The 17,059-nt window shown below is 64.2% G+C and carries 16 protein-coding genes and 1 pseudogene; 6 read left to right on the top strand and 11 right to left on the bottom strand.

What is annotated here, in order from left to right:
• Positions 1-196: 196 nt before the first annotated feature.
• Positions 197-991, bottom strand: a complete 795-nt coding sequence (locus tag E6K76_04700) for a VWA domain-containing protein (GenBank protein TMQ59372.1) — start codon at positions 989-991, stop codon at positions 197-199.
• Position 992: 1 nt separating this feature from the next.
• Positions 993-2,189, bottom strand: coding sequence for a hypothetical protein (locus E6K76_04695; protein ID TMQ59371.1), 1,197 nt, complete (start codon positions 2,187-2,189; stop codon positions 993-995).
• A gap of 210 nt (positions 2,190-2,399) precedes the next feature.
• Here E6K76_04695 and E6K76_04690 point away from each other — a divergent pair, with 210 nt between their 5' ends.
• The 3 genes from E6K76_04690 to E6K76_04680 all read left to right on the top strand — a co-directional run bounded on the left by E6K76_04690 (position 2,400) and on the right by E6K76_04680 (position 7,547).
• On the top strand, positions 2,400-3,032 hold the full coding sequence (locus E6K76_04690) for an NAD(P)H-dependent oxidoreductase (protein TMQ59370.1): 633 nt from the start codon (positions 2,400-2,402) through the stop codon (positions 3,030-3,032).
• 28 nt (positions 3,033-3,060) lie between these two features.
• Positions 3,061-4,017, top strand: coding sequence for a hypothetical protein (locus E6K76_04685; GenBank protein ID TMQ59369.1), 957 nt, complete (start codon positions 3,061-3,063; stop codon positions 4,015-4,017).
• Positions 4,018-4,544: 527 nt separating this feature from the next.
• A complete protein-coding gene (locus tag E6K76_04680) occupies positions 4,545-7,547 on the top strand; it encodes a T9SS type A sorting domain-containing protein (protein TMQ59368.1) in 3,003 nt (1,000 codons plus the stop codon).
• Between the two features lie 182 nt (positions 7,548-7,729).
• Here the strand turns inward: E6K76_04680 and E6K76_04675 are convergent, their stop codons facing one another.
• The 8 genes from E6K76_04675 to E6K76_04640 form a co-directional block, all read right to left on the bottom strand.
• Positions 7,730-8,746 (bottom strand): flippase-like domain-containing protein, encoded by a 1,017-nt coding sequence (locus E6K76_04675; GenBank protein TMQ59367.1) that lies wholly within the window; start codon positions 8,744-8,746, stop codon positions 7,730-7,732.
• On the bottom strand, positions 8,743-9,828 hold the full coding sequence (locus E6K76_04670) for a Gfo/Idh/MocA family oxidoreductase (protein TMQ59366.1): 1,086 nt from the start codon (positions 9,826-9,828) through the stop codon (positions 8,743-8,745). The genes E6K76_04675 and E6K76_04670 overlap by 4 nt, the downstream gene beginning before the upstream one ends.
• Positions 9,758-10,657 (bottom strand): CDP-alcohol phosphatidyltransferase family protein, encoded by a 900-nt coding sequence (locus tag E6K76_04665; protein TMQ59365.1) that lies wholly within the window; start codon positions 10,655-10,657, stop codon positions 9,758-9,760. Before E6K76_04665 ends, E6K76_04670 begins: the two co-directional genes overlap by 71 nt.
• A complete protein-coding gene (locus tag E6K76_04660) occupies positions 10,632-11,966 on the bottom strand; it encodes an aspartate aminotransferase family protein (GenBank protein ID TMQ59364.1) in 1,335 nt (444 codons plus the stop codon). Before E6K76_04660 ends, E6K76_04665 begins: the two co-directional genes overlap by 26 nt.
• Entirely contained in the window at positions 11,963-12,826 is an 864-nt protein-coding gene (locus E6K76_04655) for a hypothetical protein (GenBank protein ID TMQ59363.1), read from the bottom strand. The genes E6K76_04660 and E6K76_04655 overlap by 4 nt, the downstream gene beginning before the upstream one ends.
• Positions 12,823-13,551: a hypothetical protein gene (locus E6K76_04650; protein TMQ59362.1), complete on the bottom strand. Its 729-nt coding sequence runs from the start codon at positions 13,549-13,551 to the stop codon at positions 12,823-12,825. Before E6K76_04650 ends, E6K76_04655 begins: the two co-directional genes overlap by 4 nt.
• A complete protein-coding gene (locus tag E6K76_04645; protein ID TMQ59361.1) occupies positions 13,544-14,233 on the bottom strand; it encodes an HAD family hydrolase in 690 nt (229 codons plus the stop codon). The genes E6K76_04650 and E6K76_04645 overlap by 8 nt, the downstream gene beginning before the upstream one ends.
• A 275-nt stretch (positions 14,234-14,508) precedes the next feature.
• Positions 14,509-15,366 carry a methyltransferase domain-containing protein gene (locus E6K76_04640; protein TMQ59360.1) on the bottom strand — a complete coding sequence of 286 codons (858 nt, stop codon included), beginning with the start codon at positions 15,364-15,366 and terminating at the stop codon, positions 14,509-14,511.
• A gap of 72 nt (positions 15,367-15,438) precedes the next feature.
• On the opposite strand from E6K76_04640, the gene E6K76_04635 reads away from it, so the two are divergent.
• Positions 15,439-15,918: an isoprenylcysteine carboxylmethyltransferase family protein gene (locus E6K76_04635; protein ID TMQ59359.1), complete on the top strand. Its 480-nt coding sequence runs from the start codon at positions 15,439-15,441 to the stop codon at positions 15,916-15,918.
• On the opposite strand, the pseudogene E6K76_04630 reads toward E6K76_04635, so the two are convergent.
• Positions 15,915-16,322 (bottom strand): annotated as a pseudogene (locus tag E6K76_04630) (polyketide cyclase). The gene E6K76_04635 and the pseudogene E6K76_04630 sit on opposite strands and share 4 nt — an antisense overlap.
• 69 nt (positions 16,323-16,391) lie before the next feature.
• Here E6K76_04630 and E6K76_04625 point away from each other — a divergent pair.
• Together E6K76_04625 and E6K76_04620 are read left to right on the top strand one after the other, a co-directional pair.
• Complete coding sequence (locus E6K76_04625) at positions 16,392-16,715, top strand: winged helix-turn-helix transcriptional regulator (protein ID TMQ59358.1); 324 nt, start codon at positions 16,392-16,394, stop codon at positions 16,713-16,715.
• Positions 16,712-17,059: SRPBCC domain-containing protein (locus E6K76_04620; protein ID TMQ59357.1), on the top strand; the 348-nt coding region annotated here is incomplete at its 3' end. The genes E6K76_04625 and E6K76_04620, both read left to right, overlap by 4 nt.

Raw genomic sequence — 17,059 nt, 5'->3', positions numbered from 1 at the left:
TCCTGTTCGCTCGCCGCCCGTTGCTCGGGGATCCTGGTCCGTGTCCGCGGGTGGCGGCTCCTCGTAGGACGGCCCTGGAGAGGTCGGGAGGCAACGGGCCGGCAGAAGGAGCGTCGGCCCCGGGATGCGAAGGTTGAGTTGCAGATCGCGCGTCGGACTCCGCAGGGGAACTATCCGTCGACCCAGGGCCTGAAGCTCAGTCCACCCGGCGCAAACGCGGCTGGAAGTCGACGTTGTCCCTGACCCAGGAGAAGAACTTCTGCTGCTCGGCGGGACCTCGGCCGGGAAGGAGGGTTTTGGGGTTTTTCCATTCCTCCATGACGATCGCGTCCTGCGTCCAGACCTTGACGCGCTTGCGCGGCACCTCGTCCCGCCAGGACTTCCCCGTCACCGCGTCCGTGTAGAGGACGCGCAGGGTGATGTTGCGGGAGAGGTTTTCGAGGGGTTTCAGCCGAATGTTTCGGAACTTCGCCAACCGGTCCGTGCCGCCCAGGTCGGGCTTGCCGTCGGTGAGCAACACGATTGAAATGGGCTTCAGGATCAGCTTCTTCGAGTCCACCATGTCCGCGATCTGGGCGAAGAAGGCGTTGAAATCGGTGAAGGGATTCTCCTTCAGCCTGTCTTTTGGAAAGAGGAGTCGCAGCTGCGCCTCGATCTCCTCGACGGTGCGGTCCTGGAACGTCTGGATGGGGAAGAGGGTCTTCGCCTCGCCCTTCTTCACGCCGCCGATCGATCCGACGAACATGGAATTCGGAATCTCCATGCCGCCGAGCCCGTTCAGGTGCGCGTGGATGTACCGGGCGAGGAACTCGATGGAATCATCGAAATACCTGCCGTCCATGAAGGAGCCGCTGATATCGACGCCTATGAAGAGAACGAGGCGGCCGGCCGGAGGCCGATCCGAGCCCGTGGGGGCCGCGGCGACGCCGGCCGAGAGGCGCACCGGCGCGAGAAGGGTCACGAGGATCACGGCAAGAGAAAGGGCGCGCATGTCAGGCCGCCTTCCTGATGCGCGCGTTGTTCAGCTCTGCGACCAGCAAGCGCGCGTCCTTGAAGTCCTCTACCTTCTGAAGGGGCAGGTCGATGAAGTGCCGGTTCGAGACGAGGAGCGTGACGAAGTTGAGCGCCGCCGCGACAACCTGCATCGGCGGCACGAGGAAGGCTTCCAGGAGGCGCTCACCTTCCGCGCCAACCCATTGGAACTCATTCCGGAGCTGGCCCGCGAAATTCTCGGAAAAGAGTCTGAAGGCGGGGCGAGCTTCGCCTGCGGTGTCACGGTTGCCAACCCCCTGGCGCTGAATGATCGCCATCATCGTAGGCGTCCCGACGGACGCGAACAGGAACCAGGTCAGACTGCGTAGACCGAGCCAGGTCACGCCCGCGATCGCCAGGGTGCCGACGATCCCGAGGTCGAAATTCCCGGAGGTATGCTGGGCGAACCAGGGCACGAGCGCGTCGACGAACTCCCGGTACAGGAACACCACCTCGACGAACATCGCCACCAATTCGACGACACCGATCTTGATAATCGTGGGCCAGTCACGGCTTTTCAGTGCAGCGGCCCAGGTAGAGAGCACCGCGTAACTCCCCAGCACGATAAAGAGCATGAAGAGGAAGAGCGGGATCCGCACTGCCGTCTCCGTCATCTGGGTTCCCGCGAGGTTCGAAAGGGTATCGATGACGAGGGACGTCATCACGTAGGTGAAGATCGTCGCCTCAAACACGCACCAGAAGGCGGTCATAGCCACCGCGATCCAGGGAACCCCCGGCTGGAGCACGTTGCTGCCCACGCTCCGGATCATGCGGAACGGCATCGCGACGAGCTCCTGGATGACGGCCCATAGGCCGACGACGAGCATCTGGCACACGCCCAGGAGCGAGATCATGAATCGTATCGCCAAGCGAAGCACGCCGCCCCAGAAGGTGAAGATGGCGCGCGCCAGATCCCACCAGGTGACGAGCACGAGGCTGACGAAGGTGCGGCGCTTCGCGCGCACGACAATCGTCGGCACGCTCAGGACACTCGTCCAGTAGCCCAGGGCGATCGCGCCGAGCGGCATGAGGAGAAAGAGCCGCTTCGCCATGAGAAGCCAGAGCGGATCACCGGCTCCCCAGGCAAAGAGAAAGGCGCTCCTCACCGGCTGCCAGAGGGCGATAGTCTCGATCCAAAACTGCGCCTCTTGGTTCATGGGGTTTCCTTTCGGGTATGGGGCGTGCTACCTAGCGGCTTATCGTCGCGGCGCGGCGGTCTCTTGAGCCCCGTTGCGTGCAACCGCAAGTCACGCAACGGCATAGCGTTACGCATCGTGCATGTCGGCCGGCTAGCGTGTACAGTGAGGCTGTTCCGCGCACGTCCTCCATCGGGAGCAGCCGCCCTTCCGTCAAGCAGCGAGGGCCTCATGAACGACGATGGACTCACACGGAAGCTCTTCATTCCAATCCTGCTCGGAACCATCCGCAAGGGTCGCGAGAGCGAGAATGTTGCCAAGCTGATTTTCGACCGCGCCAGGGCCCACCCGGAGCTCGAGACCCAGCTCTTCGATCCGCGACGCATGGTCTTCCCCATGAACGATGAGGGACAGGGCCTGAAGAAGCTCAACCCGGAGTGGCGGGAAGCGATCATCCGCGCGGACGGCCTGATCATCATTTCCCCCGAGTACAACCACGGCTACCCGGGAAGCTTGAAGATGGCCCTCGATATGCTGCTCAAGGAGTACATCCACAAGGCCGTGGCCCTGGTAGGCGTGTCCGCCGGTCCATGGGGTGGAACTCGGGTCATCGAAAAGCTCGTGGGCGTCGTGCGGGAGCTTGGTCTCGTGGTCACGTTCACGGACCTGAACTTCAACAACGTGGAGACCAAGTTCGATGCCGAGGGCCGCCTTCTCGATCAGGCGATGAACGCGCGCATCGACGGGTTCTTCGCGGAGCTCATCTGGATGGCCCGGACCCTTTGCCTTGGTCGCGCCCACCTGCCGAGCGAATATCACGAGCAAAGCGGCGATTGCCGACTCGTGGCGGCTGGTTCGGAATAGGACCCACAACGAAGGAGACATGAGCGCCATGGCCCTGATACCACGTCGGTTTTGTGCCTCGGGATTTTCCCGTATCGACCTCTCCGCCGCGCTTTTCTTGGCTCTGTCTTGCGGAATCGCACACCACGCGTACGCGGATCCCAAGCCCAGAGCGGAGGTCGCCGGGGCCAAGGGGTCCAAGATGGTCAGTTTGGCTACCATCGAGCTTCCGCACTATGTCCCGCCGCCTGCATTCCGCGAGGACTTGGTCATCAACAACGACGGCAAATCGGTGACGATGAAGCGCTTTTTGGACCACGGGAAGATCCGGACCGAGATCGCCGCGGAGGGGCACCAGTTCATCATGATCGAGGTGGGTGATGCCAAGGGGACGATGTATACGCTGATGCCGGACGAGAAGAGGGCGATGAAGCAATCGCGCCAGGCAGCGGAGGCTGCTTCTGCGAAGGTCAAGGCCAAGCCGGAGAAGCTCGGGGAGGCCGAAGGAAACGAGGCTCCACCCGACGTGAAGGCCGAAGACCTGGGTGAGGAGAAGCTCGACGGCATCGTGGCTCGGAAACTCCGCATGGCCTACGGCAAGGAAGGCGACGTGTTGGGATGGTTCGACAAAGCCACGGGGGCGCCGCTTCGGATGGAGAGCCTCGTCGAAGGCGAGAAGGCTACCCTCGAGTGGAAGAACAGGAAGGTGGAGCCCCAGCCCGCGGAGCTCTTTGCCGTCCCGAAGGGCTACGAAGTGACCGACATGGACGAGATGATGGCGAAGATGGGAACCATGGGAGCCATGGGAGCCGTGGGCGGTGTCGGCGCCATGGCGAAGGGCATGGCGGGCGGAATGGTCCAGGGCATGGGCTCGAACCTCGGTGGCTCGTTGGGCTCGGCGCTCGGCGGCTCGCTCGGCGGCCCGCTGGGGGCGATGGCGGGTCAGTTCGTGGGAGGGAAGATCGGCGGGATGTTCGGCAAGAAGGCCGCGAACGCGATCCACTGAGCGGCGCGAGTCCGCGTGGCGGATCTGGCATCAGTCGTTCGCCTTCGGGTACGAGCTTCTGGGTTCTTTCATGCTATTTCTGCTGGGTCTGTACTTCGCCGTTCTCCTGCTGACGTGGGGCTACCTGAGCGCGTTCATCGCCACGATCACGACGTACTTTGCGCGTGATGCCTACGGTCGGTTCCTCTCGTCCCTCGAACATTCTGCTGGGGCCAGGGCAACGCCCTAGCCGTACGCCGCGCGCCGGGTAAAGGAGCGCTCGACAAAAGGGCGTTCGAAATGTCAGGGCCCGGGCGCGTTTCCACACCGGGGCTCCAGGAAGTAGAACGCGCATGTTTCCTCCTGGGCAGCAGTGTAAGTGTTGCCGACGCGGGGATTCCTGACTCGCTAATACAGGAGGCACGGCGGTAGGCCGTTGATTCAAGGTTCCTGCGAGCGCGGAGCCATGAGTCCGCCGCGACAGGAACCGTCCCCGAGAAATTAGGGGAACCTCCCCATCCCTCGAATCCTTTGACACCGTTGATGTTATGGCGTATAATGAAATGAAGTTTGGAGTTTTTGCAATCCATGCGACGAAGCGCACCCGTCTGTCTCGAGGAGTGCCTTCTCTGGCTCAGCCGTCAGAGGTTCACTTGCTCTGGATCGTCCGATCTTCCCACCAATTTCTCGCGGCAACCCTCTCGATCACCGCCGTTTCTCTCCTGAATCCCCCCGCATCGATCGCGCAGTCGGACCACGCTCATGTTCGCGTGGCGGAACCGATCCCGGGCCAGGTCCGGAACACAAGGCACATTGATGCTGCGGGCAACGCGGTCGTGAATTTCGAGAATCTGGCCAAGCAGGAGGCGCTCTCCGGTCGCCCAATGCCGCCGGTCAGGGCACTGATTCTCCCAGAGGTCGAGGAGCCCGCGGAGCCGCTCTCATCCCTTTCGCCCGGGAGTATTCAGGCGCCGTACTCCGCGTTTGCGGCGTCTCCATCTCCCAGTTCGAGCTTCATGGGTCTCGACGACATCCCCATGGTGGATTCGAGCTACATTGTCATTCCACCGGACGTCGGCGGAGCGGTGGGGCCCACGAAGATCATGTCGGGACTGAACAATAACTACCGGATCTTCAATAAATCCGACGGCTCGGTGATCAGCACGGTGGGAACCGCAACCTTCTGGGCACCGTCTGGTGAAACCGCCCTCAACGGACTGACCGATCCACGCACGCTCTACGACCCTTACAACAACCGCTGGATCGCGGTCATGCAATCGGTAATCCCCGGCGCGGGGGATATCCTGGTTGGTGTGTCGCAAACGAGCGATCCGAGCGGAAACTGGTTTCTTTATCGGTTTGCTATCGGCTTCACGCTCGATTTCCCAATCGTGGGCTTCAACAAGAACTGGATCTCGGTTTCCATCAACCGGTACAGCACCGCGGGGCTGTTCCAACGTGGCATCAACCTGGTCCTAAACTACCCGCTGGCGCGAACCGGCACTGGCACCGGAACGATCTTCACGCACGCAGTTAACACGCACTTCTGCAGCGCACCCTGTGCGACCTATTCGCCTACTTCGGACACGCTCTATGTCGCGACCCATCTGAGCAGCGCCGGCGCGACCTACACGCTCGACATGATCACCGGCACACCGTCGGCGCCCGTCTATACCGCCGGGGGAAGTCAGACGCGGCCGGGCGGGGGCTGGGTACAGCCGGGCGGCCAACTTCTTCCGCAATCGGCCCCCAATTCCGGGGCGAGCAGCTGCGGCGCCACGCCGTGCGTCATCGAAACCCAGGATGCACAGATCCGCTCGGCTCCGGTCTACCGCGGCGGGTTCATCCATTACACGCAGACGATCGGTCTCCCTTCGTCGGGCCTCGCGCACACTGGCGTGCAGTGGACCAAACTCGACACCCCGAGCGGGAGTTTCGCCGATGGTGGGCGCATCGAGGACGCGACGGCCAACTCAAGCAACGGCGGGAAGTGGTACGCCTACCCGCACATCGCTGTGAACTCAGTGGGCGACTTCATGGTTGGCTATTCGCAGTTCTCGTCCGCCCAGCATCCGTCTTCGGGCTATTCCGTGCACCTTGCCGGAGATGTTGCCGGAACCGTCCGCGACCCAGTGATCTATAAAGTGGGTGCGGACTACTATCACAAGGACTTCGGATCCGGTCGGAACCGCTGGGGCGACTTCAGCCAAGCGCAGGTGGATCCTTCGGACGACCGGTCTCTCTGGACCGTGCAGGAGTACGGCGAGACACGCGTCAGCACCAACGACGGCGGGACGGGCGCCAACGGGAGCCGATGGAGCACCTATTGGGCGAATGTCGCCGGACCGGTGCCCACGGTGACGATCGCGACGGGGCCGAGCCAGAGCGAAGGCAATAGCGGGCTCACTCCCTTCACCTTCGCCGTCAACCTGTCGACCGGCTACAGCCTGCCGGTAACCGTGAACTGCCAGACCTCCGACGGCACGGCGACCGTCGCCGGCAACGACTATCAAGCATCGGCAGGCTCGATCACAATCCCCGCCGGCGCCACGAGCGGCACCGTCACGGTGAACGTGGTGGGCGATACGAATGTCGAGGCCAACGAGACATTCACCCTCACGCTGACTTCCGCGACCAACGCCGTGATCGGATCGCCCAGCACCTCGACGGGCACAATCGTCAACGACGACACGTACACGATCACTGCCACGGCGGGCGCTAATGGCTCGATCAGCCCGAGCGGCGCTGTGGCCGTGAACTCCGGTGCGGACGAGACGCTCACGATCGCTGCGGACGCCTGTTACCACATCGCGGATGTGCTCGTCGATGGTGTCTCGGTGGGTGCCGTGTCGACCTACACCTTTACCAACGTGACGGCAAACCACACGATCAGCGCGGGCTTCGCACCCAGCCTGAGCGTCTCGATCGGGGACGTGATCGCGATTGAGGGAAACGTTGGCACGACGGGCTTCGATTTCCCAGTCAGACTGTCCGGACCGTGCACGGCGACCGTACAGGCAACCTGGAAGACAGCGGACGGGACGGCGACGGTCGCGGACGGCGACTACGTCGCGGATTCGAGCGCTGTGTCGTTCGCGCCGGGAGCGACCTCGGGGATCCTTACGGTCAGAGTGAACGGAGACCTGACACCGGAGGGACAGGAGACGATCCTGGTCAATCTGTCGAACCCCGTGAATGCCGGGATCGCCGACGGTCAGGGGCTGGGAACAATTCTCAATGACGACGGCGCTTCCGCAGTCGACAATGCGGCGCTTCGGGACCTGTCGTTCGCGGTCGAGGGCGGCAATCCTGTCGCGGACGTCGTGGGGTTCCGTTTGGGGCTACCGGCCTCGACGCGGGCCGAGTTATCCATTTACGACGTCGCGGGCCGCCGCGTGGGACACCCCCTCAGCGGCGTCCTCGGGGCCGGATACCACACGGTGAAGTGGCACGTTCACGGCGGAGATGCGGCCGCAGGATCCGGCGTCTACTTCGTGCGGTTCACCGCGGAGGGCCGAACCTTCACGCGGAGGTTCGTGCTTCTCAGATAGGTCCAGGCTCCGACCTGACCTCGCTGTTTGCGTCGTCCGCCCCGTAGCCCCCGAAGCGCTATGGGGCCGCGAGCGGTCGAGGGAACACAAGTCGCCCCACGGCTCGTACTCGGCTGGGGGCTGGCCCTAGCGGTCTCACTCTTGTAGCCGCGCTCGAACGCGATCCACTGAGCGGCGCGAAGCTACGGGTTGCCGACTTCCTCCTTGAGCCACGCGGTCCGCGGGGTCGACCGCCCTGCGAACCAGATGAGGAGAATCCCGGTCCCGATCCACACGATCTCGCGCAGACGAGTGATGAGGGCGGCGTAGATTCCCAGCTCCGGACCGAGTCCCACCAGGGCGAACGCAAGGTAATGGCCTCCTTCGCGCGACCCCAGCTCCATCGGCATGAAGAAGAGCAGATTCAGCACCAGGGACGAGAATGCCCCGATGATGAAGGCGTCCCCGACGGTGACGTGTATGCCCACGCTCCAGATGATCAGGACGTACTCGAGCATGGCAATGCAGCGGCCCAGGTACTCGAGACCCAGCGCGAGAAAGAAGCGACGCCGGTGCCCGCGGTAGAACGCGATGATCTGCCGATCGACCTCAGCGAGAGCTGGACGCCGAGCCTCCAGGTTCTGGACAAATCGCCGGAGCCACGGGAGCCGCAACAAGAGGTCGAGGAGCGCCTCGAGGAACCCCTGATCGTGCCGCGTGAGCAAGAGGGCCGCGAGTCCCACGAGGATGAGCCCCAAGACAGACAAGCCCGCTACCTGGATCTCGCCGTGAGGGTGGAACGCGATCGCCAGCGCGATCGCCGTCAGCCATATGAGCAGATGGCTCAAACCGTGCAGCATGGTGCAGAGGATGATCGACCCCGTCGCGCGGCGACGGCCCAGCCACGGCGTGGCGGCTGCGATGCGGTAGGGCTCGCCCCCGAGATTCACCACCGGTGTGACGTAATTGATGGCAAAGCCGGAGAGCGTGATCGCGTAGGAGCGCCAGAAGGGGATGGGGGTCCGTTCGTCGGACATGACCACGCGCCACGAGGCGTTGTAGCACGCGTACACGGCCCCGTACACGAGCAGGATCGGAATGATGAGCCATCCCGTGCGACGCGCATTCTCTACGAGATCCCGCAGGGGCAGCTGCGAGAGGAGATAGCAAAAGACCGCCAGCCCGAGCGCGAACAGGAGGAACCTGCTTCGATGGCTCACGGCGCCGCCTGGGCGAGGACATCCGACTCCCGCGCCGCGGAGGCGTACGACTCCTCAAGGACCGCTCCCACCTCGTGGATCTCGCGCAGGCCGACCGTCAATTCGTGACGCTCGATGGCCGCGGCGAATCTCCTGAAGAGACGGGCGAACCAACTCGGATAGGCGGACTTCGCAAGCTCCCTGGCCAAATCGAGGCGCTCGTGCGCCGTGTCGCAGTCCAGGCAAAGCACCCCTTCCGTCCATTCGATAAGACCCCGCTCCCCCGTGAAGCGAATGCTCGTCGCGCGGGTCTGGTCCGCCCAGGTCAGGAAAAAGGTCACGGCCCGGTCGGGGTACCGAAGAAGAACATGGGCCGTATCCTCTACCTCGTACGGCTCGCGGCGGAGGCGGCCGGTCCAGCAGCGGGTCTCCTGAGGAAGCCCTGCCAGGTCGAGCACCAGGTAGATCAGGTGCGTTCCGTGATCCAGGAGGATCCCTCCCCGGCTCTTCTCGCGTCGGCCGCGCCACGGCGTGTCGGCGGCTCCCCCGGCCCCTGCGTCGGCGGCGGTCCGGCGAACGATGAACTCACCCAGGTGCCAGCGTCCGATGCGACCGGCCTTCAGCCATTCGCGTATCTTGAGCCAAGCGGGGTTGTATCGGTACTGGTGGCAGGGCAGGACCACCCTCCCGGCGCGCTTGGCCGCGACCGCGATCTGCTCCGCTTCGTTCCGGTTCAGCGCCACCGGTTTCTCGCACAGCACGTGGAATCCGTGCTCGAGACCCCATAGGGTAAGCCTGAGGTGCAACGCTGTCGGTGTGCAAACGTCCAGAAAGTCGACGGGACCGAGGTCCCGGATCCGATCCAGACGATCGAGAACGGGAATCCCGTGACCCGGCGCAACGCCGGGCGCGGGATCGACCACGCCGAGGATCTGAAATCGTCTCGCGAGGTGCGCGCTGAAGTAGGCCGGGATGTGGCCCCTCGTCGCGACAGCGCCTCCGCCGACGATCACGCCTCGCAGCGGAGGCCGGTCAGGATTCGGCGACGGTGACAAGGGCATCGGAACGGACGGCCTCGAGCAGGTTCCGCGCGTTCCCCTCATAGAGGGCCACACTCACCAGAAGAAGGATGTTCATCACCGTCACCGTCACCCAGAGGTACCCCTCGATCCAGCCCAATACCGCCGCCGCCCCAAGCAGGCCAAATCGGATGTTATGGCCCTGCCAGGCGCAGAGGTTCACCACGGCCCGCTGGCGGAGCCGGCAGGAACGAATCTCCTGCTCGGGGAGGAGACCCTGCCGCAGGCGTCGCTCCAACTCCATGCTTCGGGGAAACATCCAAGACTGCCTCCGCACGTACGCCCGGTAGGCGAACGCGGCGAGTTTCTGGAAGAGCGATCCTTGGCGCGGAACGGCAACCTCCTCGGGGAGCTCGACGGGCTCCCGATGGCCGGGCCCAAGGGAGAGAAAGGACAACCGGATGAAGTCGACCGACGTGCCCTGAAGGGACTGGCTCAGGCCGGCGGCGAGGACAAGGAGAAGGTCGAACCAGTTCCTGCCCTGCACCGCGAGGCGGGCCATCAGGGTCAGGTATAGATTCGCGAAGCGGAGGTTGTCTGCGAGACCGTCCACGATGCGCCCGAACCGGGATTCGACGCTGCGCAGCCGCGCCAGCTGTCCATCGGCGCTGTCAAAGATGTCGGAGATGATGAAGAGTACGAAGCCAAGGGCGCCGGGCCAGGGGCCCGCGTAGTAGAAGAGGTGCCCGGCGACCAGTCCCGTCGCCAGAGACCACAAGGTGACCTGGTTGGCGGAGACGCGCGTCGGTTGAAGCGCCTTGGCAATCCAGTAGCCGAGCGGCCGGAAGAAGCGGAGGTCGAGCCATTCCTCGACTTCCGCGCCCTTATCAGCCAAGTCGATCGGAGGCTTCACGCAGGACTCCCTTCATCGCTGCCAGCGCCTCCATGGCCAACTCCTCGTTGATCACCAAGGGAGGATTGATGCGAACCTCCGGGTTGTAGATCATCGCGAGCACCCCTCGGGTGAGAAGGGTGTCGAAGATCCAGCGCGTCGTCTTCTTGTCCAGCCATTGACGGGTTCCGGGCACGACGAGATCCATCCCGAGGAGAAGCCCGCGCCCCCGGACGTCGCTGACGATCGGAATCTCCCGCTCCCAACTCTTCATCTCGGTCAGCATGACGTCTCCGACCCTCCGCGCGTTGTCCACGAGGCGCTCGGCGAGGATCGTCTCGACCGTGACGCGGGCCGCGGCCGCCGCGAGAGGGTTTCCCCCGTAGCTGGACGAGCTCCCGCTCGGGTTGGCGAAAGGCTTGGCGAAGGCGACCGATTCACGCGCGATGATGGCGCTCATGGGGAACCCGCCACCGAAGCCCTTCCCCACCGTCATGACGTCGGGAACGATCCCGTCGTGGTCGACGCCGAACATCATCCCCGTGCGGCCGAATCCGGTGATCATCTCGTCGCAGATCAGAAGCGCTCCCAGCTCCCGCGCGAGCCCCTCCAGCTCCTTCAAGTATCCGCGAGGCGGAATGATATTGCCCGACGTGCCCTGGATGGGCTCGACGAGGATCGCGGCGACGTTCCGTGCCGTCTCGACGTCGATCTTCTGCCGGAGAAACTCGACGCAGTGCCAGCCGCACGATGGAAATGTCTTGTCGAAGGCGCATCGGGCGCAGGAAGCATAGGGGCTTAGGTACCGCCCCGGCATGAGCGGGCCGAGCGCATGCTTGAAGTTGCTTCCGAGAAGCGGCAGGACCCCGCCCGTCTTGCCGTGAAATCCTCCCCAGAAGGCGATCACCTCGCTCTTGCCCGTGTGGGACTGAGCCAGGCGGATCGCGGCCTCGACGGCTTCGGCCCCGCCGCTGTAGAACTGCGTTCGGCGAAGGTCCCCGGGCGTGATCTCCGCGAGGAGCTTCACCAAGGCGGCCCGGTTCTCGGTCGTGAAGCTTCCCACATGAACCCGCGCCAGCTGCCGCCGGAGCGCCTCGACGTAGCGCGGATGCGCATACCCCAGGCTGGCCACGCCGACGCCGGCCAGCAGGTCGATGTAGCGATTGCCGTCGACGTCGTAGAGCAGTGCCCCCTCACCCCGGTCGATGCAGAGCCGTGCAAAGAGTGCGACGCTCTGAATCCCCGGCGCGAGATATTCTGCTTCGGTGTCGAACCACTTCTCGGACGCAGGGCCGGGCAGCGCGAGGGAGGGCGCCTTGGTGGTGCTCATTCGGACTCTCCAGGGTTTGCTCTATGGTCGACGTAGGTTGCGATCGCAGGGGCGGCCTCCGATCGTAATGCCGCGAAGCTGGGCCAATCATTCATATCGATCAATACGGGACGGTCCGGGGATGGCAGGACGGCATCCCCCCCGAAGACGTCGAGCCCGAGAACCGCCGCCGCCTCGAAGGCGAGCCCGCGCAGCGTGCCCGAGCCAACGAGACCCTCGAACGGGCCGGCACGGCGCTCTGCGGGATACCAGCGGAAATAGCTGCCGTCGCGGATGCCGTAAAACTTGATGACGGGGCCCGGCACATGCTCCTGGATTGCCACCCATGGAACGCCCCGCGCGGCGAAGGAAGCCATGATCCCGCTCACGCTCCCGGATGCCACGGAGACCACATCCTCGGGCCGCTCCGCGTGCACGTCCCCGCGCTTGACCCACACCCTGGGATGCCGCCCGCAGAAATCAAGCCGCCGATCCCGCTCGTGGGCCGGATCCGAGGACTGGATGATCAGGGTTTCCGGGAACGCAACGCGGCTCTCCTGGAGCAGGCGGGCCATGCGATGCCTGTGGCAGTGCAGCACGCTGCTCGCTTTGTTTACGATCAGCGCCCCGTCGTTTTCGAGGGGCAGGAGGTACTCAGAGGCGAGCGGGCCCTGGCACATGTTGAGGTAGAGCCGCCCTCCGGGAATTCGCCCTTGCTCGACCTCGGCTTCGTTCGTCGTAACGACATCCCAACCCTTGGCCGCGAGGTGCGACACAGTCTCGTCGAGCACGGCCGTATCATTGATCCGGTGCTGTAGCGGTGAGTAGGAAGGTCGCCTGTAGAGCGCCACGAGGATCCCCTGGCCTAGGCGGGTCTTCACGAGCGTCTATTCTCCCACTGCGCCAGGAGGTCTCGAGCCGCGATCAGATCCGAAGCGCGATCCAGGTCGACGATTTTCTCGACCTCGATCGTTGTAACACGGAGCCCTCTCTCCTTCAACATGCGGAGGAACGAGCGCATTCGCGAGCGGCCTTCGGCCACCGCGCACGCCGCGAGGGCCCGCACTCCCGGGCTCAGCCCGTAAACGCCCCCCGTGACGATCGGTGTTCCGAAGGGGGTCTCTCCGAGGGCCCGCACCCATCCGGAGGGATCCCGGTCCACGTAGAGCGCCCCGTCGCCTTCGGCGTAAGGGGTTACAGCCAGCACGGCGTCCGCGCCCTCGCCCAGGAGCGACTCAACGGAGCGGTGGACATACGCCCAGTCGGGGGGGCGCATGACGGTGTCCACCATGGTGCAGAACACGGGCCCCGGGGGAGTCACCCCCAATCCAATCGCGAGCGTGTGTAGCGAGGATGGCGTGTGGCAGGCATGCACGAAGCACCGATCGGCGGGGAAGTCCTCGCGCAGCTCCCCCAAGACCCGGGGCTCGTCTGCCCGTATGAGGCAGGATACCGACTCGCACCCAACCGTGAGGAGGGTCTCGATGAGGGTGGCGATGTAGGGCCGTGCGCCGATACGGACCCAAGGCTTCGGGTCCGCCACTCCATCCGCCCTCAACCGGGACCCCTCGCCTCCGGCCAGGATCAGGGCCTGCAAGCTAGCCAATCACAGCCTCTAGCTCCAAGAAGGAGCCTATCTGGGTGCACGGCGGATGGCCTTCGCGCGCGTGGCGAGATCGGGATCTAAGCCAGCAGGCGCGCATGCCCAGGCTCAGAGCGGGTGTGATGTCGGATTCGAAATTATCCCCCACCATCCAGGCCTGGTCGGGGTGGGTTTCCAGGAGCTGGAGCGCCTCGACGAACGGGCGCGGGTCCGGTTTCGCCGCTCCAAGGACAGCGGAGTCGACGACGGCACCGAACAAATGTCGAATTCCAAGCTCCTCAAGGCACGGCTCCAGGTTTCCGGTGAAGTTCGACACGATCCCAAGGCGGTATTGAGCGCGCAGCCGTTCCAGGACGGGCCGATTGCGCTCCACGGTCGCGACGGCCCTCGATCGGAAGGTCTCGGCGATCGCTCCCGCGTCCAGCGCCGGACCCTCACCCAGAAGGCGAAGGAGCACTTCAGCCTGGCTCTGCACCATCTGCCGAAAGCCCGCGGTTCTGATCCCTCGAGAGTTCAAGACGGCGCGATCCGCTTTCTGGAAAACCGGCTCGAAGCTTGAAAACTCCAGTCGCCCACCAAGATCAGTGTAGGCCCGGTGAAATCGGAGGCTCCACGGCTCGCCGTCCGCGTCCAGGGTCCCTCCGAAATCGATCAGGATGGATTGGGCGGGGCTTGCGCGGTGCATGGGAGCAGGAGGATTGGGGCAGGACTAGACCGCGGCTTCCGGGCAGCTTCACGGCAGAGGGCGTGCGTTGTATCGACGTAGCTCATGCGGGTTTACCACCCCTAGCGAAGGTCTAGGACGCTGTACAGGGACTTACGCTTGGTGCGCCACTACGTGACCAGCTCGCTGGCGGTGTGGAGCCTTGTCTTGCCTCTAGCCGTGCAGCGGGAGCGCAAGCACGCTAGCATCCCCGACGACTCCAGGCAAGCCGGCCTAAGGCGCAGGCGCAGCCCGCGCTATGGGACGCGGGCGCTGACCACGGGAACCATCCACGCCGCGTAGCCCCGCGGGTCGCGGATGTTGGCGATCATCTGGTCGAAGTACGCTTTCGCCTCCTTCCGCGTGAAGCGCGTGAACTCGGCGACGGGCTCCACATAGCCGTCCCGCCACGCCTCGATGATCGCGGCGAACGTCTCCCGCGGCACGCGAATCGTGTCGACCACGACGTAGTCGATGGTGATGTCCGTCAAACCGAGATCCATAAGAATGGCGAATACGTGGCGTCCGATGAATAAGTCCGTCTCCGTGGCTTCGCCGAATCGCGCCGGCGCCTCGTACCAGAAATCCCGCGGATCGAGCGATGCACGCTGAAAGTGGAGCATCCCGTAGTCCTCGGGAATCAGGTGCAACCGGCCCCCGCGGCGGGTCACGCGCACTTGCTCCGCGAGCACGCGGTCCGGATGCGGGATCGAGTGGAGCACGTGGCGGCTCACCGTCAGGTCGAACGCTCGGTCGGCGGCACGAAGCCCGAACGCACTCTGATTCTCGAACCGGAGGCGGGGCGCGAGGTGCCCAAAGCGTGCGCGTGCCCGGTCGAGACTTCGGTCGAGGACGTCGACCCCGAGCACGTCCGCGCGCGGGAACATCTCGGCGAGACGCGATGAACCCTCCCCCGGGCCGCAGCCCACGTCAAGAATGCGGATGTTGTCCGGCAGCTCATAGCGGCGGATCAGCTCGGATTCCTGCGGCCAGATCGCCCGCGCCTGCGCGTCGAGCGTTCGCACCATCGACTCGTCGGCCATCTGCTTTGCCTGCGGATTGAGGTCGGTCACGGCTTTACGGATCCTCCTCGTGGTGGAGTGAACGACGATCATAGTATAGTCGAGTACTCCGATTGAGGGCTGTCGCCGCCGAGGTCCACCCAGTGCTACCCGGGTCTTGATGCCATGAGCGTGCGCCGCAAGAGCGAAATCTACGCTGCAGCACAGACCGTGCTCCTGTGCGTTTTCGCCGGAGTCTATTTCGTGGATCGCGAGCCACCGTTGTGGATGCGGGGCGGCGTACCCAGCGCCGTTGGCGCCGCGCTGTGCGTGATTGGGTTGTTGCTCATGCTGTCGGCGGTGGTCACCCTCCGCCGCGTCATCCAGATCGCGCCGGAGCCCCGCCCCAAGGGGGAGCTGGTGACGACGGGCGTCTATGGCCGCTTCCGGCATCCCATCTATACCGGGATCCTCATGCTCGTCGTTGGCCTATTCCTCCGGAAGCCAACAGCGTTCGTCGGAATCTCCGCAGCCGCGGTCATCGCGTTTCTCGCGATCAAGGTGCGGCTCGAGGAGGAGCTCCTGCTCGCGCGTTATCCCGAGTACGCGAGGTACCGAGCCCGGACATGGGGGCTCATCCCGTGGTCCACCCGTTCCCGGAATTAGCGCTTTACGTGGGCGTCGGGCGCCTTATCCGCCACGACATTCAAGACAACGTTGTGTTCGAGTAACGCTTTCAGCGCGCACAGCACCATGGCAAACCCTCCTATGGAATCGATCGCATTCGCTACCTGAGTCGGGGCACCGCACTCGGAACCCTACTCGGCGAGTATTCGTCGGTCCGTTTGGATCTCCTTCACGGTGACCTTGGCGGAAACGCCATACATTTCCCAGTCCCACGTCACCTGCTTGCCTGCTTCCAGCCGTCCACTGCTCTTTGTGAACCAGAACCTAGTCGTTACAGCAGGGTCGACAAATGCCCGAAACACTTCCGCGACAGGTCTTGTATCAGCATCTGCGTTTTGGACGACCGGAGCTCGGGTCAGAGTGATTGTGTTCTGAGTCGTCATGGTCCCTTCTCCTATTTGCGCTTGACAGGACTTGCTCGCCGGTATATATTCAACCCATAGGTTGACTATATGACCGAGATCGGAAACGTTTTTGCTGCAGTTACGGATCCCACGCGGCGGGCGATCATCGATCGCCTGGCGCGCGGGCCGGCGCGGGTCACCGACGTGGCCGCGCCGTTCGCGATGTCGCTCAACGCTGTCTCCAAGCACATCAAGGTGCTGGAGAGGGCTGGCCTGGTACGGCGGGCACGCCGCGGCCGCGAGCACACGCTGCAATTAAACGCCGCCCCGCTGCGAGACGTCGCGCGCTGGGCGCACCGCTACGAGCGCTTCTGGACCGAGCGACTCGATCGACTCGAGACCTTTTTCGCAAGCAAGGAGAAGAAACGATGAATTACACGCGTCCAAAGCAAACCGAGCTCACGCTCACTCGCACCATCGCGGCGGGCCCTGCGGAGGTCTATGACGTATGGCTCGACTCCAAGAACCCGGGCGGTCCGTGGTTCGGGTGCAAACGCATGATCCTCGACGTCAAGGTCGATGGCCTGTTTTACAACTGCGTTGGCCACGAGGGCCGGGAATGGGCGCACTATGGGCGTTTCATTACCCTCGATCGACCGCGGCGCATCGAGCACACCTGGGTCTCCGAAGGCACCCGCGGGCTGGAGTCGGTGGTGACCCTCACCTTCGAGCCCGAGGGCGACAAGACGCGGGTCACCCTGCGTCACACGGGAGTA

It is taken from the genome of Candidatus Eisenbacteria bacterium (assembly GCA_005893275.1).
Classification (GTDB): domain Bacteria; phylum Eisenbacteria; class RBG-16-71-46; order SZUA-252; family SZUA-252; genus WS-7.
This window is presented reverse-complemented; position numbering and strand designations above follow the sequence as displayed.